We start from the raw sequence: 22,425 nt of genomic DNA on the forward strand, positions 1-22,425 counted from the left end.
ACCCTGTCGACTCCCGGGCGGACGTTCCGTAACAGGGAGAGGACGGAGAAGCTCAGGAATCCGGCAGCGCCCCCGCAAGAGCCGCCCGCGACGTGACCCCCAACTTCGGGAAGATCCGGTAGAGATGAGCCCCGATCGTGCGGGGCGACAGCTGGAGCGCGGCGCCGACCTCCTTGTTCGTGAGCCCCGTGGACACGAGGCGGGCGACGCGCAACTCCTGCGCGGTCAGCTCGTCGGCCGGGACGGTCGTGCCGTTCGACGGGCGGTCCACGGCCCGCAGCTCGGCCCGGCACTGCTCCACCCACGGATCCGCACGCAGCCCCTGGAAGGCACGCAGGGCGGCGTGCAGCGTGACGACCGCCTCGGCGCGGCGTCCCCGACGGCGCAGCCCCGCCCCGTGCAGCAGCCGAAGGCGCGCCATGTCGAAGACCCACTCACCGGCTCCCGGCACCGCGCAGGCCGCCGCGTACGCCGCGTCCGACTCCGCATCGCCCGCCGTGACAGCCGTGGCGGCCGCCAGCAGGAAGGCGTGGTGCGCGGAGACGGAGTCCATCCGCGCGGCCCGCCCCGCCGCGACGTGGGCCAGCGCCTCCGCCCGGCGGCCGCAGCGCAGGCTCGCCACGACGAAGTCGAAGAACGGCAGGTGGAACCACGCGAGGCCGCGCGGCAGCCGACCCGGCGGCATGATGCGGCGCAGCAGGAGGTACGCCTCCTCGTGCCGCCCGTGCGCCAGTGCGGCGAGCGCGTCGAGACGGTCCAGGTGGTCCGTGACGAACCGCATCCGTGCTGACGCCGCCACCGGCCCGATCCGCGCCCGCACTTCGCGCAGCCCCCGCTCGTCGCCCCGGCCCGCCAGGAAGTGCGCGTAATAGTGCCGGAAGAGCAGGGCGTTGCAGTGGTACCCGAGCTCCTCCGCGGTGTCGGCCTCGCGCAGACACTCCTCGGCGACGTCCCAACGGCCCCGCAGGAACGCCTGATGGCAGCGTGCCTTCGCGACGGACCCCTGGGTGGCGTACGTGTGCTCGTCGGCGAAGAGCCGCCGCAGTTCCTCGTCGGCCGCGTCCACCGCCGACGCCGCCCACAGCAGCAGCCACGCGGCCGCGGTCTCCCGCCGGGCCGCGACGCGGGCTACCAGGGACCGCAGTTCCGTCTCCGCGCCGTGCGCCGTGCGCGGCGGGTCAGCCCACGCGCGGTGGCACAGGCGTACGGCGGGGGAGAGGCGCCCGCGATGCCGCTCGAGCACGTCCCAGCCGCGCGAGTCACCCGTGTAGGCCGACGCGAGCAGCAGCTTGAACGCCATCTGCTCGACGAGATCGCCGCAGGACGGCGCGCCGGGCGCCGTCAGCGCCTCCAGCGCCCCGGGCAGCAGCTCGAAGGACGAGGCGAAGTCCACGTGGTGGCTCTGGTCGACGTAGACGACCGCGTAGGCGAAGAGCGGGGCGATGTCCTCCGGCACGGGACCGCGGCGGATCTCCCTCAGGAGTTCCGCCGCGTACGCGAGCCGCCCGCCCCGAGCCGACATCACGGCGGCCCGCGTCAGACGGCGGGCGCGGTCGCCGGGACCGGTCCCGAGAGCGGCCGCGCGGTCAAGCAGCATGGCCCCCTCCGTGTCACCGCCGCGCAGCGCGATGCGGGTGCCCGCCTCCTGGAGCCGGGCGGCGAGCCGTTCGTCCGGGCCCTCGGCGGCGGACGCCTCGTGCAGGAGCCGACGCGGGTCGTCCTCGCGCAGCCGCTCCGCCAACGACCGGTGCGCGGACCGCAGTTCGGCGTCCGAGGCGGCGGCGATCACGGCGCTCCGCACCAGGGGATGCCGGAAGGCCAGCCGTCCCGCGGCGTCCCAGCGGGCGAGACCGCTCGCCTCGATCGCGTCCAGAACCCCTTCGGTGCCGCCCGGTCCTCCCGAGCGCACGGCGTCGCCTCCGACGGCCGCCGCGTCGTCCAGCGCGGCGAGCAGCAGGACGCGCGCCGCGCTCCCGGGCAGCGAGCGCGCCCGCCGCGCGAACACCTCCTCCAGACGGCTGCCCAACGGCAGCCGGTCCGGCAACTGGTCCGGGAGCGGTACGACGCCCCTGCGGTGCTCGTCCGTCGGTCGGCCTGGCAACTCGGCCAGGGCGAGGGGGTTGCCCGCGGCCGCCGCGAGCACCCGCCGCACGGCACCGGCGGCGAGCCCCGGGTGCCGACGCCGCAGCAGCGTCCGTGCCTCCTCGCCCGACAGCGCCTCGACGTCCACCGGGTGGGCGGGCCAGCCCTCCAGTGCGGACCCGTCGGACCGGCTCGCGCACACCATGACCACGGGCAGAGAGACGATCCGCTGGTGGAGAAAGACGAAGACGGCGGCACTGGAGGGGTCCACCCACTGGAGGTCGTCGACGACGATCAGCACCGGGCCGCGGCGAGCCTGTTCGGCGAGCAGTGCCAGCGCGGCCGCGCCCACCATGAATCCCTTCGGCGGCAGCCCGTCGCGCAGCCCCAGGGCCCGTTCCAGGGCGAGCCGCTGATGCGGGGGCAGCGCGCGCGAGTTCTCCCGCAGCGGCAGCAGCACACGGTGCAGCGCGCCGAAGGCGATGCCGGACTCCGACTCGCTGCCCACCACGCGCAGGACGGTGAAACCGTCGCGCGTCGCGCGCGTGGCCGTCCACTCCAACAGCGCCGTCTTCCCGATGCCCGCTTCGCCGCGCAGCACCGTCGCCGAACCGCACGCCCCGACGCGCGCCTCATCGAGGGACCGCTCAAGCAGCGCCTGTTCGCGCCGACGGCCGACGAGTGTCCTGTCACCCTGTCCGCTGCCCATGACTCTCCCCTGGTCGCCTCCGACCACCGTGGCAGCACCGCGATGCCTGTGCGTGCACGGCTCGTGCCCCTGCCCGCAGGGCAGGCCGAACGCGCTCGTCAGCCGGGTCCGACGGCAGCAGGCTGATCACGTGACGACGACCATGCTCACCCCCACCGCCACCACGGGGGACACCTTCGCCGACCGCACGCTCGGCTTCCTCCGTATCCGCACGTTCCGGGGAGCGGCGCGCCCGGTCCTGCACGTTCCCGATGCGGACGCCGTGACCGACCCGTACGTCCTGCTGGGCTTCCACACCGAGGGGCGGGCCACGCTCGGCGGTCCTGGCAGCACCGAGGTCTGCCTGCCCGGAGACGTCTTCCTCCGCGACGGGGCGCGTCCCCTCACCCTGGAGGAGACGGAGGAATTCGAACTGCACCTGGTGCGCGTCCCTTACCGCGCCCTGGCCCTCACCGACCGGCAGGCGCGTGACCTGGTCGCACGGGCGCCGTTCGCCGACGCAACCGTGGCGCCGCTGCTGGGCCCGCTCCTGAGCGGGATCGCCGCGGCGGAACCCGGGCCCCCGTCACGGGCCGCGCTCCGCTCGGCCGGGGCGGTCGCCGACCTCGTCGCGCTGCTCGCCGTCGAGGACGCAGGCCCCGGCTCCCCCGAGGACGGCCAGGACCGCGAGGCCCTCGTCCGCAGTCTGCGCGCGTACGTCGACGCGAACCTGCGGGACCGGAACCTGACACCGGCCACCGTCGCCGAGGCCCAGCACATCTCGATCCGCTATCTGCACAAGCTCTTCGAGGGGCGGGGCAGCACGGTCGGCCGGTGGATCCAGCACCGCCGCCTGGAGGAGGCCCGCCGCGAGCTGGCCCGTCCGGCACGCGACGACATCACGGTGGCGGCGGTCGCCAGACGCTGGGGATTCGCCAGCGCCACCCACTTCAGCCGCAGCTTCCGTACGGCATACGGCATGTCGCCCAGCGACTGGCGCGACGGCCGGACCAGACCCGCCGAAGGACCTGACACCGGCCGCCGCTGACGGCACCGTCAGACACGCACCCCCGGCGCTTCGGCCGCCCCGGCCATGGCCATCCGCCGCCACTGCTGCGGCGGGTGGCCGTAGACGGACTTGAAGGCGCGGCTGAAGTGCGCCGGACTGCGAAAGCCCCAGCGGGCGGCGACCACGGCGATGGACGGACTGCTCCGGCCGCGCCGCGCGAGCTCCCCGGCGCACCGCTCGACGCGCTGACGCTGGATCAGCCTGCCGACGGTGATGCCCTCGGCCTCGAACAGGCGGTGCAGATAGCGGACCGAGATGAGGTGCGCCGCGGCGATGAGTTCCGCGGACAGTGCCGGGTCGCCGAGGTGACGGTCGATGTACTGGCGGATGGTGACGGCCAAGGGGTGCCTGTCGTCCTCGGGCGGCCCCGCCGTGTTCTCGGCGAGGTCCTCGACGAGCCCGGCGACCAGATCCGTCACGAGACCGCCGAGTCGTTCGCCCAGCGGGGCGGACACCCGTGAGGCCGAGGTCTCCAAGTGCCGGAGCAGGGCGGGGAGTACCGCCGCGGAGCCCGCGGGCGGCAGGAGCGCGCGGGCCGTGAGGGACCGCAGGGGGACCGAGGGAACGTGCAGCGCGTGCAGGGGCAGCCGCAGGAAGAGCGTGCGGGCCGTGCCCTCGTGCTCGACGGTGAAGGCGCGGCGCAGGTCGATGAGCGCCGACTCGCCCGGCACCACGGACACGTCGCGTCCGTCCTGGACCAGCCGCACCGTCCCCTCGCGCGGGACGAGCAGCGCGACCGCTTCCGCCGTTCCCGGCGCGACCAGCCGGAGCGGCCCTGAGACGCAGGTGAGCATGCGGACGTAGCCGAACTCCCGGAGCGACACGGACCCGTCGGCCCGCCCGTCGGTGTCGCCGGGTGTCACGAGGGGAGTGAGCCAGCGCGCGAAGGCGGACTCCACGTCGGTCGAGGTCTCGGCGCCCGGCGACACGGCCGTTCCGGATCGAGCGCTCACGGAGGGCTCCCTTCAACCGTCCCCGGGCCGATGCCCTGTGCGTGGCAGCGGGGGACGGTCACCCCTGGTCCACGGCCCATGACCGTGAGTCTGGGCCGACAACCGTGGGAGGCGTTAGGTCATATGACTGCCTTTCGCGTGCCTATCGCGTCCGCGTCAGGCGCTGCGCCCGAAGTGTGCACGCAGCGGCATGGATCAGTGGCAGCGCTGGTCCCCTGTCCGGCCGATGGCGTCCTAGGGTGAGTACTCCGAGTCGGCGGAGCCGCGAACGGCCCCGCGATCCGCCCCCTGCGCAGGAGTCCCCGTGGAAGCAGACGTTCCAGTCGTCGGGGAGAGACCTGTGCTCGAACGGCACACGAGGGCCTTCGCCGAAACGTACGCCTGCCCCTCCTGGCCCGAGTCCGAGTCCGAGTCCGAGCCCGGGGCTGAGCGGGGGTCCGAGTCCGATCCCGGGTCCGACGACCCCGCCGTATCCAGGTCCCGCATGGCCGCCCTGTGGGACGGCGGCGGCGCGAACGACCCGGACATCGAGGAGGAGTGGCTGGCGCTGCCGGGGAGCGACGGGAAGCGCATCAGGGTACGGATCCTGCGCCCGGCCGGTACCGACGAGCCGCTGCCGGTCGTGCTGTATCTGCATGGCCTCGGCTGGATGCTGACCGACGCGTACGCGCACCGGCGGCTGCTTGCCGACCTCGTGCTCGGCGCCGATGCCGCCGTGGTCGTCCCCGAGTACGACACCCCGCGCGACGCCCGCCATCCGCACGCAGTGGAGCGCGCCTACACGGTGGCCCGCTGGGTCGCGGGGCACGGCGCGGTGTGCCGCCTGGACGGGGCCAGGATGGCGGTCGTCGGCGCCAGCGCGGGCGCCCAGCTGGCGGCGGCCCTCACACTCGTGGCGCGCGAGCGCGGCGGGCCGGACTTCCGGCACCAGGTGCTTGTCTGCCCGGTGACGGACTCGGCGATGGACACCCCGTCCTACCGGCGGTTCGCGGACGGGTACTTCCTCAGCCGCGCCGCCATGCACGGCTACTGGCAGCAGTACGCGCCGGACCGCGAGAGCCGAGCACACGGGGCAGTCGCGCCGCTGCGCGCGCCGGTGAGTCTGCTGCGCGGTCTACCGGCGGCGCTCGTCCTGACGGCCGAGGCCGATGTGCTCCGCGACGAGGGCGAGGCGTACGCGGCCCGGCTGAGGGAGGCGGACGTGCCCGTCGTGTCGATCCGCTACCAGGGCACGATCCACGGCTTCGTGCTCTTCGACCTGCTCCGCGGGACCGAGGCGTCCCGGGCGGCCCGCATCCAGGTGACGGACACCCTGCACGCCGCCCTGCACTCGGCCTGAACGCCGCTCCGTACCGGCGGCCCCTCAACCGCCGTCGGAGCTTGCGACGTCGCGGTGCCGACGCCACTCGCTGGGGGACGTGCCGTACGCCGCCTGGAAGCGGCGGCTGAAGTGACTCGGGCTGGTGAACCCGCACCGCGCGGCCACCGCCGCGACGGTGAGCCGGTCGTAGCGGGGCGCGGTCAGCATCCCGCGCGCCTTGGCCAGGCGCTCGGTGATGAGCCACTGCTCCAGGCTGATGTCCGCGTCGTTGAGCAGGGCGTAGAGCTTGCGCACCGAGACGGCGTGCTCCCGCGCGATCCGCTCCGGCGTCAGGTCGCGGTCGGCGAGGTGGCGGCGGGCGTACGCCAGGACCCGCGTAAGCAGCGTCTCGTCCATCGCCGAGCGGACGGCAAGGGACTCCTCGGCGTGCGCGGCGGAGACGAGCAGCGCGCGGACGAGCTCGGTGGTGGCCGTGGCGAGGGCTCCGGCGCCGGGGTCGCTCTCAAGACGTCCCGGATCGCGCCAGACACCGCGCAGATGGTTCAGGACCAGGTCGTACATGGGGCTGGCGCGCAGCTGCAGCGAGGCCTTCACCACGGCGTCCACCGGCATGTCCAGGCGGTCCACGTCGAACATCATGGACTGGGACGCGCCGTCGCCCGACCAGCCGTAGACCCGGGGGGAGAGCTCGTGGAACACGCAGATGTCGTCCGGCCCGAGGACCTGCTGCCTGCCCGCGATATCGGCCCGGTGGATGCCTTCGGGCTGGAGCGAGACCGAGATCACGGGCCGACTGCGGTGATGGCGCACGTGCCGGTCGTTGCGGCGCACCTCGAAGCCCGAATTGCGGGTGGAGAAGAGCCCGAGCCCGCCCACCTGCCACAGCTCCATGCGCGCGTGGATGCCCGTCTCCGGCTCCTCGTGGACCACTTCATTGGGCACCAGCGAGTCGGTCAACGCATGATGAAACGCGTCCGCCCGCTCGCGTGGCGCCACGGTGGACAGATCGACTAGCAGCACACAACCCCCAAGACGACTACCCCCATGAAGCAGACATTCTGCCTCACGGGGGAGCGGTACTCCGCCGACCGCCGTGGTGCGCGGCCCGCCACCGGCAGGCCCAGGAGTCGCGCGTACGTTCAGGCTGTGGGCACGCGGTCGAGGAATCCGTGTACGGCACGGATCCGGCCGTCGTCGGCCAGCGTGATGACGTCGGACCCGGCAACGGGTGCGGTCCCGTCCGCGGTCGACACGAGCTCCCAGGTGAAGCGGGCGATGCCGTGGTGCCCGTCGACCGTGCCGGTCCGGCGGAACTCGAAGCCGGGGAACTGCTCGTGGGCCCCGTTGATCACGGCGGCGAGGCCCTCGTGCCCGGAGACGTCGGCCAGCGGGTCCGTGTAGCTGCCGCCCTCGGTCCAGGCAGCGGCCACGGCCTTGACGATGTCCTCGTCGCCCTCCGCGTTCCAGGCCTCGAAGTAGCGGGCGACGGCGGTCTCGTACGCGGCGGTGTCGTGTGCGGTCATGGCGGGTCAGCCTCCTGTGAGGTGGTTGTCGTCCTGCGGGGTGATGCCTCAAGACTGCCGCTCGGCCGCAGGGGGGTCGATTACCTCTCAGGTCATGAGGGGCGACGCCCTCACGACGGTCGACCTCGCCCAACCACAGCCGGGGCGCCCCGTCCCTGTCCATGCCGCCCCCTTACCAACACGAGACCGATCACGTCACCCGGCCCACGAGCACGGAGACCGGACCTTTTCGAGATACGGGCCGGACGGGAGCGACCGGTGAGGTACTGATCGGTTGGTCAGCTGATCGGACGTGTCTGTTCGGCTAGTGATCACTGATGCGACGTGGGACCGGATTGAGCCGCTGGTGTCGGCCGCTCCGGTCCGAGGACGACGGTGGGCCGACCATCGCCGCACGCTGGAGGCCATCCCGCGGCAAAGAAGGCGGCCATCCAGGACATCTACAACGCCGAGGACCGTGAGCATCCGGCCGCCGCGGTCAAGGGAGTTCACCAAGCAGTACGAGGCGACGTCGTCGAACGCGAGCGGTCGACCGCAGCCTGACGTTCGGTGCTAGACATAGACGCCGTGAGAGAGACAGCAACGGACCAAGGCACCCGCGGCGAGCTCATCAGTCGGCTGGCCGAGGCGATCAGCTCCGTCACAACTGCGCACCCGCTGAGGGTCGCCATCGACGGGCCGCCCGCCTCCGGCAAGACCACGCTGGCCGACGAGCTCGCCGTCGTCCTGCGCGCGCAGAACCGCGACGTCATCCGCGCGACCGTCGACGACTTCCTCGTCCCCCGTGCACAGCGCTACCGACGCGGCCAGTACTCGGCCGAAGGCTGCTACTTCGACGCCCACGACCACGCCGCGCTGTGCCGGGTCCTGCTCGACCCGCTAGGCCCGGACGGACACCGAAGGTTCCAACACGCGGTCTACGACGCAGACACCGACACCCCATCGTCCCCGCCGGACACGACCGCCCCCGCAGACGCCGTGCTGCTCTTCGACGGCGTCTTCCTCCTGCGCCCAGAACTCATCCACCGGTGGGACCTGCGCATCTTCGTGTCCGTCCCATTTGAGCAGACGGTAGAGCGCGCCCGTGACCGCAGCGCGGCACTGGCCGGATCCACCACCGACACCACCGAAATCGAACGGTCCTGGCGCAACCGCTATATCCCCTCCCAACGGCTCTACTTCGCCACAGCCCGCCCAACCGACCACGCCGACATCATCGTGTACAACGACCAGCTCCAACGGCCTGCCTGGGAAGTCCGACCACACTCATCGATCCACAGGATTTGAGAACTACTCGTGAGACGCAAGGTCGGGTTGGGGCTGGGCAGTCATCAGCTGAGGCGCGCGTTCAGGCCCGCGCCGAAGCCGCGGCCGTGCAGTCGGCCGACGACGTCGTGGTCGAGCCTGTGGCCCCGGGGGTTCGTCGCCCAGGTGCAACGCCTGAAGCGAAGTCGGCACGGGGTGCTGGCGCCGTCGGCGACGAGTTGCATCAACTCACCCGAACCAGGACGCCGTTCGCACACTCACCGGCCACACGAGCGGACAGAGAACGGCCGGTCACGCGTGGTGGCCCCAGGTCACTCGCCGAAGGATTGGCCGAAGCCCTGGCGAGCGCCATCGGTGAGGCCGATCGCCGAGGCGGTGTACTCCGTCGCGCCGATCGCGGTGATCGCGCCTTTCGCGGCGGGCAGGATGTCGATGCGGCCGTTGTGGGACTCGTCGTCGCCGCCGGAGCCCACGACGAGGTCGGCGCGGTTGTCGCCGTTCAGGTCGGTCAGCTTCACGGCGGAGCCGAAGAAGTCGTATGAGGAGGGCTTGCCCGGCATGCCGTCGGTGCCCTTGAAGTAGGACGTCGCGCCCTTGCCGGAGACACCGCCCTTGCCGCCGAGGAGGGTGGTCACCTGGCCGGTGTGCTCCAGCTCGCCGAGGCTCTCGACGGAGGAGCCGACGGCGAGGTCCGCGTAGCCGTCGCCGCTGATGTCCCCGACGGAGACCGAGACGCCGAAGTAGTCGTCCTTCTCGCTTGAGTCCGGGACGCCGTCGGTCTCCTGGGTGATCACCTGGACGGGACGGGTCGACTGACCGGTTTTTCCGCCATAGACGACGCTGACCTGACCGGAGTAGATCGGCTCCTCGTAGGTCCACTCCTTGCCGACGACGATGTCCGCGTGACCGTCCTTGTCGAGGTCGCCGACGGCGACATGGCCGTCGGTGGCGGACCGGTTCACCAGGAGCTTGCCGTCGGCACCGGTCAGGTTGCCGGTGCGGAGCAGGCCATTCTTCGTGCCCCGAAGCAGTTCGATCCGGTCGACGGGTCCCGTGCGCCCCGCGGAGACCTGGATGACGAGATCGGTGATGCCGTCGCCTGTCACATCGCCCGAGTCGAGGGCGGTGTGGACGTACGTCTGACCGTCCTTGAGGCCGAGGCTGATCACGGACTTGGCCTTGCCGGTGGTGCGGCTGATCGGCCCGTACAGCACCTCGCCGCCCCGCCCGGTGCTGTAGTCGCCGGTCGCCAGGTCGGTCTTGCCGTCGCCGTTGAAGTCACCGGTCGCCAGCGACGAGCCCCGGCGGACATCGGGGCCCTTGGGCTGGGTCTGCTTCACGGTCACGGCGCCGTGTTTCGTCAGCCCGTTCTTCCCGCCCCAGACGATGAAGGTCTGACCGGCGTTACGGCGGTACGTGGTGCCGAAGGTGATGTCCTCACCGCTCGCCGAGATCGCGAGGTCGGTGAAACCGTCGCCGTCGTAGTCGCCCGCGACGGACTGGGAACCGAAGCGGTCATAGCCCTCGGTGACGCCGGGGACGCCCGGGGTGTCCTGCGTGATGACCTGACGCTTGGCCGTGTTCACACCCGTCTTGGAGCCGTACAGCACCGCCACGGCGCCGCCCTCCGCCTTCTCCCCGGAGCTGCCGTGCTGGTTGACGACGAGGTCCCGGTAGCCATCGCCGTTGAAGTCGGAGACGGCCTGCGCGGCCTTGGTCGCCTTGACGGCCTGCGCCGGTGCGGCGACGGCGGCGGGCGCGAGGCCGCCCACCAGGCATGTGGAGACCACGGAAATGGCGGTGTACAGGGTGCGCTGACGCACGATCTTCTCCCACGGTGGTTTCTGCTGTTGCTTCTGTGACTCGCCGAGGAGACCAGCGACCCGGCCCGGAGGTTGTACGAGACGGCGAAGGACTTGGAGCTCCTCACGAAGTGATCTTGGTGGTGGTTGGATCACTAGAGGGCTGGTGATCCGGGGGGGCGTGGGGCGGGGTGGTGGCTGTGGCGGTTCTGGCAACAGGCGCGTACTCAGTCACCGCGCGAGCGGAGAGCCAAGCAGTGGAACGCCCGGGAAGCCGCCGCAGTGGCGGCCGAGCCGACGCCGTCGGCCACGGGAGAGCGGAAGGCCCTTAACAACGGATTAGCTGTGTCACCTCCTCTCTTCGCAGGTCACGGCGATCCGAAGCCGGTAGTGATCCCGCGGCCGCGAGGGTGGTCGGTAGCGCCTCGGTCTGGCGGCGAGGTCGGGCCAGGTGGTGGGCCATGGGGGTGATGAAGGCCCACTGGATGTGGGCTTCGGCGTGGGACATCAGCCGCTCGTAGCCCCGTGCGTTGCGCCGAGCCCGCATCGTCCACGAATTCGACCGCTCCACCACCCACCTTTACGGCGCGAGGATGTACCCGACTGGCGGGCCATATCCGGCTGCTGTTTGTGCCCGAATATCCCACTGTGGCGGGTGAGTCGGACGGTTAGCCTGACTCCACTCGCGCGGCCGGCCGGTGAGAGCCGGTCGCGCGCCGGCCGGGAAGCGGAAGGGGAGCACCTGTGGCGAACGAGGACACCCGGGAAGCCGAGCAGGCGGCCCGAGGGCACGTGGCCCAGCTGGCCTTCGGGAACATGGTGGTCCAGACCCTGCGCGCCGCGACGCGGCTGGAGGTGTTCGACCTGATCGGCGACGAGGAACGTACGGCCGCCGAGGTGGCCGGGGCGGCCGGGGCCCAGCCGCAGGCGATGAACCGGCTGCTGCGGGCCCTGGCCGGCCTCGGCCTCCTCACCGAGCGGGCCCCGGGTTCCTTCGTGGCCACGCCTGCGGGCACCCTGCTCGGCACGGGCCGCCCCGACTCCATGGCGGCCCTGGTGGGCATGCTCACCGACCCCGAGATCCTGCGCCCCTGGGAACTCCTGGAGCAGGGCATACGGACCGGTGCCAGTACGTTCGAGACGGTCTTCGGCAAGGACTTCTTCTCCTACATCAAGGAACGCCCGGAGCTGTCCGCGCAGTTCAACGCCGCGATGAGCCAGGGCACCGCGGCGACCGCCGCCGCGCTGCCGCACGCCTTCGACTTCGGTCGGTTCACGAAGGTCACCGACGTCGGCGGTGGCGACGGCACACTGCTGACCGCGGTGCTCCGCGCGCATCCGGCCCTGAGCGGAGTCGTCTACGACTCGGAGGAGGGGCTCGCCCAGGCCCCCGAGAAGCTGCGGGAGCACGACCTCACGAGCCGGTGCACCCTGGTGGCCGGGGACTTCTTCAAGTCGGTGCCCGAGGGGGCCGACGTCTATCTGATCAAGAGCGTGCTGCACGACTGGTCCGACGACCTGGCGGCGAACATCCTGAGCAACTGCCGCGCGGTGCTGCCTCCCGACGGTCGGGTACTGATCGTGGATCCCGTGCTGCCCGAGGTCGTCGACCCGCGGACCGCGGGCCTCACCTACCTGAGCGATCTCCACATGCTCGTGGGCGCGGGTGGCCGGGAACGCACGCGCAAGGACTTCGAGGAACTGTGCGGCCGGGCAGGCCTCACGATCTTGTCGGTGCGCCCGATCGACGAGGCCTACGGATTCGGCCTCATCGAGGCGAAGGCGGCGTAGCCGGGTCCGCCCCGGGCCGACCGGGTCCGGGACGTCTCTCTTGACCACCGGCCGTACCCGGCCTGCGGGAACTGGGCGCGGGCGACCTGGGCGATCAGTTCCATGACCGGGGAGACGAGCTGTTCGTAACGCTGCCGGGTGACGTTGCCGACCCGGTCCTTCACCTCGGTCATGACGACCACCGCCTCACCGGGGCCCGGCCGCCCATAACGCGACCGGTCACAGGGGCACCGGCCCCGGTCACCGACCACCCTCGCGCGGACCCGACCGGCGCAGACAAAGCGCGAGCCGGGAGCACTGGAAGCTTCCGCACGGAAATCTGAACACCCGTACAGAAGCAGGGGCGTTGAGGCTGGGTGCGAGGCGTTCGGCTACGGTGTTTCCGCAACACCGGAACGCGACGGCCGCCGCTGCCGACAGGCCCGCACCCGGCACCGGTCCGAGCAGTACACCGCCGACCTCGCCCGACCGGGGCACCACGGCAGGCCCGTTCCACGCCGGACTCGGTGAACGCCCGACAGCCGTTGCGGCTGTCGGGCAACGGGAGGCTGATCGCCACGGCCAGACGGCTGTTGGCATCGATGACGACCTGCAGGTTGGTCGGGAAGCGGTAGTTCTTGCTCGAGGACGCCACGTTGCGGTCGCGGGTCGGTACCAGGGCGCCATCGACGATATAGACGGCGTCCTTGCGCGGCCGCCGGACCGGCGCAACGGCCAGCGGCGGCGCGAGGTGATCGAGGATGAACAGCGGCGCCACCTGCCGCAACGTGGGATTCGTGCGCCAATAGGTGGCCACCAGTAATACCCGGTCCTCCAGCGGAAGCCGCCAGGGACGGGCGCGCTGGACATCACCACCACGACGCCGCACGAACGCCACCAACCTGGCGAACTGTTCCGCGGTCAGCCCGGAGAACGGTTCGATCCACTTCGGATCATCTGCTGGGGACAACCTCTAGCAGCGTGTGGTTGACGCCCATCAGTGACGGTCGCTCCGATGACCGCTCACGAGACGAACACATGCGCTGGCACCATGGTCCTGGTGTCGCGATTCGCACGCAATCGGTACCCCTCGTCGAAGTACGTGAGAAGGGTGCGGATAGCCGCTTCGGGGTGCCCGGCGTGGAAGTGGCTGATCACGCGATCGGTGCGCGGATTGCCCAGGCGGCGACGCATGCGCTGGGTCGCGGCGATCAGTGCGGCGGGGTCGCCACGGCCATACGTCCGAGTGAGTCGCTCGACCCGACCCTCGAGACTCGCCAGCACCGGAAGCGTTTGTGCGCTGTCGAGCTCTGCTTTGAGACGAAGTGGCAGCCACAGCGGCCCGAGGTTGCGGCCCTCGTCCTCGACCCAGACCGGGCGGTCCGGGTCGAGGAGGGCAAGCTCCCGTGTAATGAGCGCGTCGAACTCGCGCTGCTCCGGCTGGGGCCGAGACAGGCCGATTCGGCCGAACGCAGAGCCGCGGTGCGCGGCAAGTCCTTCGAGGTCGAGGACTTGTTCGTGGGCCGCCGCCAGCCGTGCCAGCAGGTCCGTCTTGCCGCTGCCAGCCAGCCCGGTCAGGACGACCAGACGCACCAGGCCCACCATCCCGCGGTAGCTATGAGTCAAGTGCCCCCTGGAAGGTCAAAGCCAGAACGCATCCCGCATCCGCGGGAGAGAACATGACGCCTTCCACCCAGGAGGACTCCCAACGGCTCAGAAATTCTTCCGATCACCCGGTTCAAATTCGAGCGTGCACTGCACTACCGATGGTCTGCTCATGGTTCTGCGGACCCTGAAGGGTGTCAAGGTTGCTCCCCGAACGCCTTCGCTCACGCGAGTGGTGCGACGTTGTTGCTGGACTCGGCGGTTGTTGCCGCTAGCGGACCAGACTGTCGAAGATGAGCCCGGAGCGGGTGGTGCCGCGTCCGCTGGTCACCCGGCGGGCATGCCACACCACGGGCGTCCCGTCGTAGCGTCGGGCCCTTCGAAGCAGGCCCTGGACCTGGACCCCGACGCGGGAGACCGCCTCTTCATGCACGTAGTAGGGCGCCAGCCGGGTGTCATCCGCATCGATTCCCTCGCGCAGGATCGACGTAACCGGACGGATCAACGTGTCCTCCGGGCCGATCGTCCGGCGCATCGCACCACGCTGCAGTTGAATCGCCCGCTGCTGGCCCTGCAGGCGAATCGGGATGAAAGGGATCCAGTTCTCGGCAACCTCGGTCTGCAGCACGTAGTGCATGAGGGTGCCATTCGCCTCGTCGCCCGCAGGCGGCATGGAGGTGTCCACGGTGTGGGAGAGGCGTTCGCGCAGGCGGCGTGAGGCCTCAGTGGCATCGCGGGAGCCACCTGTGCCGTCGGGGATCCGCTGCTCGATGGCCCACACCATGTCCGCGGTCTCGTCGCGCACGAACACCACCTGCTCGAGCGGCTCGCCGTCGGCGATGTGCGGGAGCGTACGGGGCAGGTAGAAGTGCTGGGCGAGGGGAGCACGCGTCGGACCGGCCGACTTGGGGGACAGGCTGAACGCGTCCCACCCCGTCCAGGCCGAGGCGGTTGCCGGGATGGTCGGCCGTACCAGCGTGCGCCATCCGAACGTATCCGTGACGATGACACCCTGGAGCTCGGCGACGCTGCCCACCGGCTGTCGGCACACGAGGGTGAACCAGTCGTTGCTGTAGAGCAGCGCGAACTCGCTGACCACGATTCGGGCCGCGTCCGTCGCGTCCGCGCTCAGCCCTCCGAGGTCCACCGCGGCGTCCTCGAACTGCCACCAACGCGGCTTCGGCATCCCCGGGTACTCCGAGGGGACCGGGATGACCGTCCGCACGTCCAGCGTGGCCTCGGCGCTCTCCTCCGGGGTGGCGAGCCTCGTCGCACCCTGGTCGAAGGAGTACCAGTCCAGGTGCCCGCCCTGGTGTTCTGTCGCGTCCAGCAGCGTGCTGGAGGCAGCCCCGCCGGCCACCGCGTCCGCGGTGTACTCGAGTTGGTCGCCCTGCCACCGGCCCTTGGTGTGTCCGCCCGTTCCCGGCTGGAGGTAAGTGGACTCGAACCAAACCCGGTAGGCGAGCAGGACGTCGCGGACCAGGTCGGCCGTACCGGGTGGGATCGCCGCGGCGAGGTCGGCCGGGAACATCGACACGGTGAGGTCGGGGCGGGTCCACCGGTAGACGCGCAGGCCGTCCACGCAGCGACCCAGCAGTGCGTTCCGGGCGCGGGCCGCACGCGGGTTGCCGCGATCCCTGGCCGCAGCTATCGGGGTGCTCGGCTCGGCGTCCTGCGGACCGAAGAAGCGGTACAAGAGCTCGCGGTATATCTGCGGGTCGTGCGGAGCGCCGCCGGCTGCGGTGTCCGCCGCGAGAGCAGAGTCGAGCCGGCTCAGCAGGGTGCGGCCGAGCCGTGCCCGCACGATCAGCGGGAAGTCGATGGGCAGTTGCTCGGCGATCGCGTCCACCCCGTCGTCCGGACCGGCGCCGGGAACCCGGACCGGGCTGATCGCGCGGGCCATGGTGGCGAAGATGGCGGACCCTGCGTCAGTTCCGGTGAACTCGCCGAACTGCCACTGGCGGCCGAGCAGGAACATCGGATCGGCGATCCGCGCGGCCAGCGCCCCGGCGAAGTCGACCTCTCTGGCCCGCGGTTCCAGCCGCGACCAGATGCGCAACGGCTCGCAGGTCGCAGAGACGTAGGCCATGATTCCCCCTACGGGTTGTTCTGGTGGAAGTCGAGGGTGACCCGGTCCCCGGCGACATCGCTCAGCGCGGCGTCCGGGACGACCTCGCCGACCAGCAACGGCAACCACTGCCCGTAGCGGCCGGTACCGATCTGCTCGACCTCCACCATCCGGTTCCGGGCGATCTCCAACGTGTCGTGCAGCGTCGCGGCGAGGTCGGAGAGCGTCCAGCGCTGATCCGCGACCGGAGGGACGGCGAGTAGGACCGCCTGCGGTGCGGTGGCATCCGGCTGGTCGTAGTGCAGGGCCACCCCGGTCATTTCCTCGCGGAACGGCACGAGCTCACTCCACTGGTCGACCAGCAGGGCTGTCCCGCTCTCGCCGGGGGCAGGCAGATGCTCGGCGCCGAGGACCGCTACGCTCACACGGCCGGCCAGTTCCGACGGGTCGGCCAGCCGATCGCCGAGCCACGGCTCGCCCGCCACCACGGGGAGTTGGGCGACCGCCGCGTGGAGTGCGGGGCGGCCGAGCGCCTCGGCAAGCACCTGCACGTCGGCCAGGTGGGCGGCCCCCGGCCGCACCGCTGCCGCGCCTTCGAGCCAGGCGTCCAGTTCGGCCGGGCCGATCAGCGACGCGTCGAGCCCGGCGTGCAGGTCGGTGAGTACGGGGTCCAGACGCACGCGTGGTACGAGCGTGACCGCGTTGCCGAGCAGGTCCTGGGCTACCTGGACCCATACGTGCGTGGGTACCGGGACCGCTGCGTCGGAGGACGCGGCCGGCAGGGTGGCTGCGGCGGTGCGGCACCGGGTCGACAGTTCGAGGAACGCTGACTCCGCGCACTGGAGCAGTTCGGTGCTGACCTGGGTGCGCGACAGGAAGCGCCGGGGCAGCGGCACCCGGATCCCGTACGCCTGGGCAGCGCGTGCTGCGCCGCGCCACTGTTCACGCCGGGCCCAGAAGTCGTCGAGCGCGGCGATCTGTTCCGGTGTCGCGATGCTCAGATCCAGTCCCGCGAGCCAGGCGCTGGGGTGCTGTTCCGAGTCGGGCACCGTCGTGTCGCGCAGTTTGGACAGCCACTCTCCGGGGTCCTGGTCGAGTACCGTCGCGTCGATGCCGGGGTCCTCCGCGAGCAGTCGGGCCAGGGCAACGGCGTCCTCGCGCGCGCCGTCGAGCAGCCGTTGGGCGCGGGTGGCCAGGTCGGCCTGATCGACACCCTGCCCGGCGATCGCGGCGGCCTCGGGTGATGCGTAATCTGCAGCGACGGCGGGTGAAGCGGTCCGGAGCAGATCCGCGCAGGCTGCCACCAAGGGTGCGACGTCGGTGATGCTGTGGATGCCCGGATGCCACGCCGGGGCCCGGACCGGGTCGATGTGCCAGGCATCGGTCGCCGTGCTCGCCGGCCCGTCCGACGTCACCACTCCGATCTGGTCGGGTGGCAGGTCGGCCGGGCGCAGCCGGTCCAGTACCCGCGCGGTGAGGGTTCCCACCGCGGCGTCGAAACCGTCGGCCAGCAGCGCTATCAGGTCTACCGGTTGCAGACCCAGATCGGCGATCGAGGCTTCGGGCGGTGGTGTCCCCGGAGCCGGCGCTGGAGAGGTGAGGCGGACGCGGATCGCCGACGGGTCGCCGAGTAGCGCGGCGAGCCAGGCGTTGACGGCGGGTTCCAGCATGGCACGAGGGCTCATCCCGACCGCCTCCCAACCGGTCGGCGCCTGGACCGATTCGGCGGCGACGGCCGGGAGCTGCAGGATCACCCGATGGCTGACCGGGAGCCCGGTACGCGGCGTGTCGGTCACCTCGGGGTGCGGTAGCGCGCTGCCCTCGTTGAGTGCGGACAGCACTGCCGCGGCGCGGGTGTGGTTGCCGCGGGCGAGCTGATGCACCGTCTCGCTGGTGGCTACGTCGCCGAGCGCGTCCAGAGCATCAGCGATCGCGTCGATACCTCGTAACACCCCGAGCAGGGCATCCGGATCTGTCTTCGCAGGCAACGCTCCTGGCACGGTGCCCCACGGATACCCGGCCTGGTCGGCCCACAGGATCTGCGGGAGCGGACCGTGCACGCCGGGGTGGTGCACCTGGACCCAGTCCAGTATGACGCGCACCAGGGCCAGCCCGTCGACGACGTACCGGGTCGGCTCCGTCACGACGCCCGCCGTCGGGTGGGTGGCTGCAACCGTGGGGTAGGCCCGGCGCAGCGAGTAGATGGCCGCATCGAGCTCGATGGCAGGGGTGTCCGGCCGCGCGTAGTACTCGTGCAGGAACCGCTCCAGCCGGTAGCCCAGCAGCGCCCCAAGGTCGTTGCCGGCGCGTACCCCGTCGATCAGTCCGAGGGCGATCCGAACCCGCTCGGAGGAGAGGTTGACCGACATCTCGTTGCCGAACGAGCCCTCGGCCTGCCGGGACCGGAAGGCAGCTCGGAGGATTGCCGTGGTCACCGCGTGTGTCGGCGACGGGGTCTGGACGAACCCCTCACCGCTCGGGTCGGACACCAGCGCCCTGCCCGGCAGCCCGGCCAGAGCCGCCGGGACGTCGACGGCCGGATCCGACGAAGCAGGGCGCAGATCCAACACCCAGCCGTATGCGCCGACGTTGGCCCCGGTGGGTCGCCCGGCCCGCATCGCCGCGAGTCGGCGCTGTGCCAGTCCGGTCAACCAGGCATCCAGCCGGTAGCTGCCCAGGTCCAGGTGTTCACGGGTGAGCGCAGCCATCCGCTCGGCGGGCAGCCCAGCGAACGCGGTCACCGCGCCGCGGTGCTCCACCAGTTCGGGGAGTTTGGGGGAGGCGAGGTACTGGGCCATTGTCCGGCCGACAAGGTCGCCGGGCACGGTGGCCCCGCCGGCGGCGACCGCGACCAAGTGGTCCACGGTGGCGAACAACAGGCCCCACGACGAGGTGCGCGACAGGGTTCCGGCCGACCAGGTCCGGTACAGGTTCGAACTGCCGATGACCGCGAGTGCGTCCTCGTCGAGCACTCCACGGGAGAGCAACACCTGGGCCCCGACCCGGCGTTCCTCGGCGAGCAGGGCGTGCCGCACCAGCAGCTCGGCCAGCCCGAGGTCCGACGGGTCCTGCTCGGTGCGGGAGCGCAGTTCCTCCATCGTGGTGTCGAGCAGGTTGAGGAGCGACGGCCCCGTACCGGCTCCCGCAACCGAGCCGAGCAGCGGGTGCAAGCCGGTGAGCAGGCGCAGTCCGTAGGCGCGCGTCGTCTCGATGCGCTCCAGGATCGGGGCCCACTCGCTGGAGACGGACCCGGTGGCCGGGTCCCGTGGCACCGACCCGGCCGGAGGGGCGAACGCCGTCCTGAACACCGGCGCGAGGTGTTCCATCAAGGCGAAGGGGCCGAGCTCCGCGCTCGCGTCGCCGCTGTGTCCGGCGACCGGCGGGATGCCGAACCCGAGGTCGAGATCCGGCTCGCCGCGGACTCCGCCACGGTCGGCGACGTTGACCGCGAACCTGTACGCGGACCCCACGGAGAAGGGTTCGAGCCCCAGCATCGCCAGGAAGTGCTGTTGGGCGTCAAAACCCACGTGGCCGATCTCGGGGCTACTGGCGTGCTTGACCGCGTCGGCGCCGTCGGCGCCGACACGGATCCGTGACCAGTCCCTGTGCAGCAGGCGGAGCAATTCGAGCAGGACTTGTTCGAACCGCTGCTGCCGGGCTCGCTCAGTAGGCCCAGCACGGTCCGCACCACTGTCCCTCAGGTCCGGTGCGAGGCGACTCAGGGCCACCGTGGGGAGCAGTCCGTACGGTTGGTCGGCGACCCGGATCGTGGGCAGCTGGCCACGCGCGGTCACATGGCCCAGGGCGTACGCCCGTAACCTCTCGCGGGCGTCGCGGCTGATCAGCCCTGCGGCCAACTCGTCGAGGGCGTGACCTATCGTGCCCGGGTAGAGCACCCGGTTGGCGAGCTGCGCCTCGGCAGCAGCCCTGCCGCCCGCCCCCGCGACGTGGGCGAGGATCTGAGGTGCGACACCCAGCGCCGCGGCCAGCCGGCCACCGTCGGTATCAGCCCCGGCGGTCACGAGGGGATCGCCGCGCTCGATCGGGTAGGCCCGGTCCGGACGGTCGGTGCTGGACATGCCGGCCTGGTCGTCCTCGGTGTTGTTGGTCGGCGTGCCGACCGGCACGAGGGACAGCCCGTCCCCGGTGTAGTGGTGTGCCTCCAGCATCGCGGTGAGCCGGTCGCCACCGTCTGCCGGGCCGCCGTCCGACAGGCCGACAACGAGCAGCTCGTCAAAGCCATGCTCGGCTTCCCGCACGGTGATGGCCAGGCGCAGCGCCATCCCTTGGGCCTCGGCCTCGTCGAAGTCGACCATCCAGCGCATCGAGTCCGGTACCACCAGCGAGCCGTCGTCGCCCGGGCTGAAGGTGCCGCCCGACGGGTCGAGCCCGAGCTTGAGGTCGGCCGGGATCGGGCTGCCGGCCGCGACATGGCCGGCAACCCCGTCGGTCACGGTGAGGACCGCGAAACGTCGGGGCAGCACCGTGGAGGATGCGGCCCGGGTCCAGGTGCCGCCGCGCGTGCCGACCGTGGGTGTCCGTGGGGCGGGGGCGTCCTCGACCGGGATCGCGGCGACCCGGTCGCTCAAAGAGTCGAGTCGGCTCTGCCATGTCTCCGGCACGTTGCGATAGCGCCCGAGGAGCGCCTCCACGCCTGCTCCGGTGGTCGTCAGCCGTGACATCAGGGCAGGACCGGCCCGCGACGGCAGGGCCTCGGCGGCGTCGACCGCCCGCGTGATGCCGTCCAGGGCGCGGTCCAGAGCAGCGATCTGTCGGGTCGTGAGGTCGGGCTGCGGACCGGGGCGCCGACGCGGTAGAGGACCTGCGTCGCGCCGTGTCAGGTCGGCCAGCCGCTTCTCAAGGATGGTCAACGCCCCGGAGATCCGGGTGGCAGAGGCGGCCCCTGGGGTCGGCCCGGTCGCGATCGGTTCTGTGACCCGCGCGATCCATGCCGCGCGTCGGGTGCTCCGGCCGATGCACAGCGCACGCCAGGCACCTTTGCGCAACTCCTCTTCGGCGCCCGCGGCTTCCGTCTCGGACCAGAATGTCGTCCCGTCGACCCGCTCGGTGTCGGTGAGGTCCTCCTCGTGGGTGTCGATCGCCAAAGCCTCGGGATAGATCCGGACCAGGAGCTGGTGGACTGTACGTGTGCGCCCCGGCAGCGCGAAGACCGTGCCGGCGATGCGCTCGGGGACCGTGACGTCCAGGTCGGCACGGTCGCTCGGTATGGCGGCTATCCCGGCCCGCAGTTCTGCTGTGCCGAGCCGGTGTGGTGCGGCGTCGAGCCGGGCCAGCAGGCTCGACTTGAGCGCGCCGGGGAGCACAGCGATGTTCGCTGCCGCGGCGCGCAGGTCCGCCCCGAGCTCCGCATGGGGATCAGCCAGCCGCGCGGCGACGAGGTCGACGGCCTCCGCGGAGGCGACGAGCTGTGCGTGGTCCATTCGCACGATGCGCTGCACGCCGAGCGCCTCGGCGCCGGTGCCGTCGTCAACGATGATTCGGGGGGCCCCTTGCGCGGCCGACCGCAGTCGGCGTGTTTCTGCCGCGTCCCGCCTCAACTCGGGTCGCAAGGGTCGACCAGTCGGTGCCCGCCCGGCCGCACGGGCAGCCTCGGCGCCGGGTCGCGGACCGAACTCCGCCGAGAGGGCCAGAGTGGCCTGCACACGCCGCCTGATCACCGCGAGTTGCCGGTTCAGAACGGCTCGCTGCACGTCAAGGAGCCTGGTCAAACGCGCTCGCTGGTAGGCGGAGCGCAAGGTCGACATCGCGGCCCGCGTGACGCTGACTACCTCCGGCACGTCCGCAACCAACGCCGTCAGTCGTCTCTGCTGCTCTGCGGTGCCGGAGGTGATCGGCTGCTGCAGGGTGAGCCCGAGGTGGGCCACGGCGTCGGTCAGGCCGGACAGATCGTCCTCCGTCGCCCGGTACAGCGGCACCTCCACGGTCTCCTTGAGCACTCTCTGCGCGCGCACGGTCCCCGTCAGCGTCGTCGCGTATCGGCGCTCGGCGAGGCGGCGCAGGACAGCTCGCACCGCGGCGAGGTCTGCGAGTAGTTCGTCGAGGTGGTCGACCGTGTCAGACACCTCGAGGCTGGTGAAGCGGGTCTCCACGCGCACCGGCAGCAGCACGGCAGGGACCTGTGGGTCGAGGCCGTCGGCGAGCGCGGCGAGGTCCGCCACCGCGTCCGCGGTCGCCGGGTCGGTGGCGAGGACGGACCAGTCGACGTCGCTGGGCCCGGCCCGGTCGGCGGCGGTGGTGTTCTGACTCATCGCGCCTCG

15 protein-coding genes and 2 pseudogenes are annotated in these 22,425 nt (G+C 71.5%); 6 read left to right on the forward strand and 11 right to left on the reverse strand.

Features of this window, described 5'->3' with window-relative positions; translation table 11 throughout:
* Positions 1-52 precede the first annotated feature (52 nt).
* Positions 53-2,791 carry an AAA family ATPase gene (locus tag AC068B_RS21075; RefSeq protein WP_478673170.1) on the reverse strand — a complete coding sequence of 913 codons (2,739 nt, stop codon included), beginning with the start codon at positions 2,789-2,791 and terminating at the stop codon, positions 53-55.
* A 130-nt stretch (positions 2,792-2,921) separates the two neighbouring features.
* Here AC068B_RS21075 and AC068B_RS21080 point away from each other — a divergent pair, with 130 nt between their 5' ends.
* Positions 2,922-3,818, forward strand: coding sequence for a helix-turn-helix transcriptional regulator (locus tag AC068B_RS21080; RefSeq protein WP_478673172.1), 897 nt, complete (start codon positions 2,922-2,924; stop codon positions 3,816-3,818).
* Between the two features lie 8 nt (positions 3,819-3,826).
* Here the strand turns inward: AC068B_RS21080 and AC068B_RS21085 are convergent, their stop codons facing one another.
* Positions 3,827-4,792: a helix-turn-helix domain-containing protein gene (locus tag AC068B_RS21085; RefSeq protein ID WP_478673173.1), complete on the reverse strand. Its 966-nt coding sequence runs from the start codon at positions 4,790-4,792 to the stop codon at positions 3,827-3,829.
* A gap of 304 nt (positions 4,793-5,096) precedes the next feature.
* Here AC068B_RS21085 and AC068B_RS21090 point away from each other — a divergent pair, with 304 nt between their 5' ends.
* Positions 5,097-6,131: an alpha/beta hydrolase gene (locus tag AC068B_RS21090; protein ID WP_478673175.1), complete on the forward strand. Its 1,035-nt coding sequence runs from the start codon at positions 5,097-5,099 to the stop codon at positions 6,129-6,131.
* Positions 6,132-6,155: 24 nt separating this feature from the next.
* Here AC068B_RS21090 and AC068B_RS21095 read toward each other — a convergent pair whose 3' ends face one another.
* The gene (locus tag AC068B_RS21095; RefSeq protein ID WP_478673176.1) at positions 6,156-7,070 is read right to left on the reverse strand and encodes an AraC-like ligand-binding domain-containing protein; all 915 of its coding nucleotides are present in this window, start codon (positions 7,068-7,070) and stop codon (positions 6,156-6,158) included.
* A gap of 182 nt (positions 7,071-7,252) precedes the next feature.
* Complete coding sequence (locus tag AC068B_RS21100) at positions 7,253-7,636, reverse strand: nuclear transport factor 2 family protein (RefSeq protein ID WP_478673177.1); 384 nt, start codon at positions 7,634-7,636, stop codon at positions 7,253-7,255.
* A 292-nt stretch (positions 7,637-7,928) separates the two neighbouring features.
* Between AC068B_RS21100 and AC068B_RS21105 the strand changes: the two are divergent.
* The 3 genes and pseudogenes from AC068B_RS21105 to AC068B_RS21115 all read left to right on the forward strand — a co-directional run.
* Positions 7,929-8,045, forward strand: a pseudogene (locus AC068B_RS21105) (IS5/IS1182 family transposase); the annotation flags it as partial.
* Entirely contained in the window at positions 8,012-8,179 is a 168-nt protein-coding gene (locus AC068B_RS21110) for a hypothetical protein (RefSeq protein WP_478673296.1), read from the forward strand. The pseudogene AC068B_RS21105 and the gene AC068B_RS21110, both read left to right, overlap by 34 nt.
* A 24-nt stretch (positions 8,180-8,203) precedes the next feature.
* Positions 8,204-8,923 carry a cytidylate kinase family protein gene (locus tag AC068B_RS21115; RefSeq protein ID WP_478673179.1) on the forward strand — a complete coding sequence of 240 codons (720 nt, stop codon included), beginning with the start codon at positions 8,204-8,206 and terminating at the stop codon, positions 8,921-8,923.
* 44 nt (positions 8,924-8,967) lie between these two features.
* On the opposite strand, the gene AC068B_RS21120 is transcribed toward AC068B_RS21115, so the two are convergent.
* Positions 8,968-9,126 (reverse strand): hypothetical protein, encoded by a 159-nt coding sequence (locus AC068B_RS21120; protein WP_478673180.1) that lies wholly within the window; start codon positions 9,124-9,126, stop codon positions 8,968-8,970.
* An 87-nt stretch (positions 9,127-9,213) separates the two neighbouring features.
* The gene (locus AC068B_RS21125; protein ID WP_478673181.1) at positions 9,214-10,725 is read right to left on the reverse strand and encodes an FG-GAP and VCBS repeat-containing protein; all 1,512 of its coding nucleotides are present in this window, start codon (positions 10,723-10,725) and stop codon (positions 9,214-9,216) included.
* Positions 10,726-11,448: 723 nt separating this feature from the next.
* On the opposite strand from AC068B_RS21125, the gene AC068B_RS21130 reads away from it, so the two are divergent.
* Positions 11,449-12,495 (forward strand): methyltransferase, encoded by a 1,047-nt coding sequence (locus tag AC068B_RS21130; RefSeq protein WP_478673182.1) that lies wholly within the window; start codon positions 11,449-11,451, stop codon positions 12,493-12,495.
* Here AC068B_RS21130 and AC068B_RS21135 read toward each other — a convergent pair.
* The 5 genes and pseudogenes from AC068B_RS21135 to AC068B_RS21155 form a co-directional block, all read right to left on the reverse strand.
* Positions 12,459-12,668, reverse strand: a complete 210-nt coding sequence (locus tag AC068B_RS21135; protein ID WP_478673184.1) for a hypothetical protein — start codon at positions 12,666-12,668, stop codon at positions 12,459-12,461. The two genes, AC068B_RS21130 and AC068B_RS21135, sit on opposite strands and share 37 nt — an antisense overlap.
* Positions 12,669-12,964: 296 nt before the next feature.
* Positions 12,965-13,444, reverse strand: a pseudogene (locus AC068B_RS21140) (transposase family protein); the annotation flags it as partial.
* Between the two features lie 53 nt (positions 13,445-13,497).
* Complete coding sequence (locus tag AC068B_RS21145; RefSeq protein WP_478673185.1) at positions 13,498-14,079, reverse strand: hypothetical protein; 582 nt, start codon at positions 14,077-14,079, stop codon at positions 13,498-13,500.
* A 271-nt stretch (positions 14,080-14,350) separates the two neighbouring features.
* Entirely contained in the window at positions 14,351-16,168 is a 1,818-nt protein-coding gene (locus AC068B_RS21150) for a hypothetical protein (RefSeq protein WP_478673186.1), read from the reverse strand.
* 8 nt (positions 16,169-16,176) lie between these two features.
* Positions 16,177-22,416 (reverse strand): hypothetical protein, encoded by a 6,240-nt coding sequence (locus AC068B_RS21155; RefSeq protein WP_478673188.1) that lies wholly within the window; start codon positions 22,414-22,416, stop codon positions 16,177-16,179.
* Between the last annotated feature and the right edge of the window lie 9 nt (positions 22,417-22,425).

This window comes from Streptomyces sp. NPDC042371, assembly GCF_056437465.1.

Bases quoted from the DNA above. Each gene is read 5' to 3' on its own strand.
- AC068B_RS21075 (WP_478673170.1), bottom strand. From the start codon at position 2,791: ATGGGCAGCGGACAGGGTGACAGGACACTCGTCGGCCGTCGGCGCGAA.
- AC068B_RS21100 (WP_478673177.1), bottom strand. From the start codon at position 7,636: ATGACCGCACACGACACCGCCGCGTACGAGACCGCCGTCGCCCGCTAC.
- AC068B_RS21120 (WP_478673180.1), bottom strand. From the start codon at position 9,126: ATGCAACTCGTCGCCGACGGCGCCAGCACCCCGTGCCGACTTCGCTTC.
- AC068B_RS21135 (WP_478673184.1), bottom strand. From the start codon at position 12,668: ATGACCGAGGTGAAGGACCGGGTCGGCAACGTCACCCGGCAGCGTTAC.
- AC068B_RS21145 (WP_478673185.1), bottom strand. From the start codon at position 14,079: ATGGTGGGCCTGGTGCGTCTGGTCGTCCTGACCGGGCTGGCTGGCAGC.
- AC068B_RS21150 (WP_478673186.1), bottom strand. From the start codon at position 16,168: ATGGCCTACGTCTCTGCGACCTGCGAGCCGTTGCGCATCTGGTCGCGG.
- AC068B_RS21155 (WP_478673188.1), bottom strand. From the start codon at position 22,416: ATGAGTCAGAACACCACCGCCGCCGACCGGGCCGGGCCCAGCGACGTC.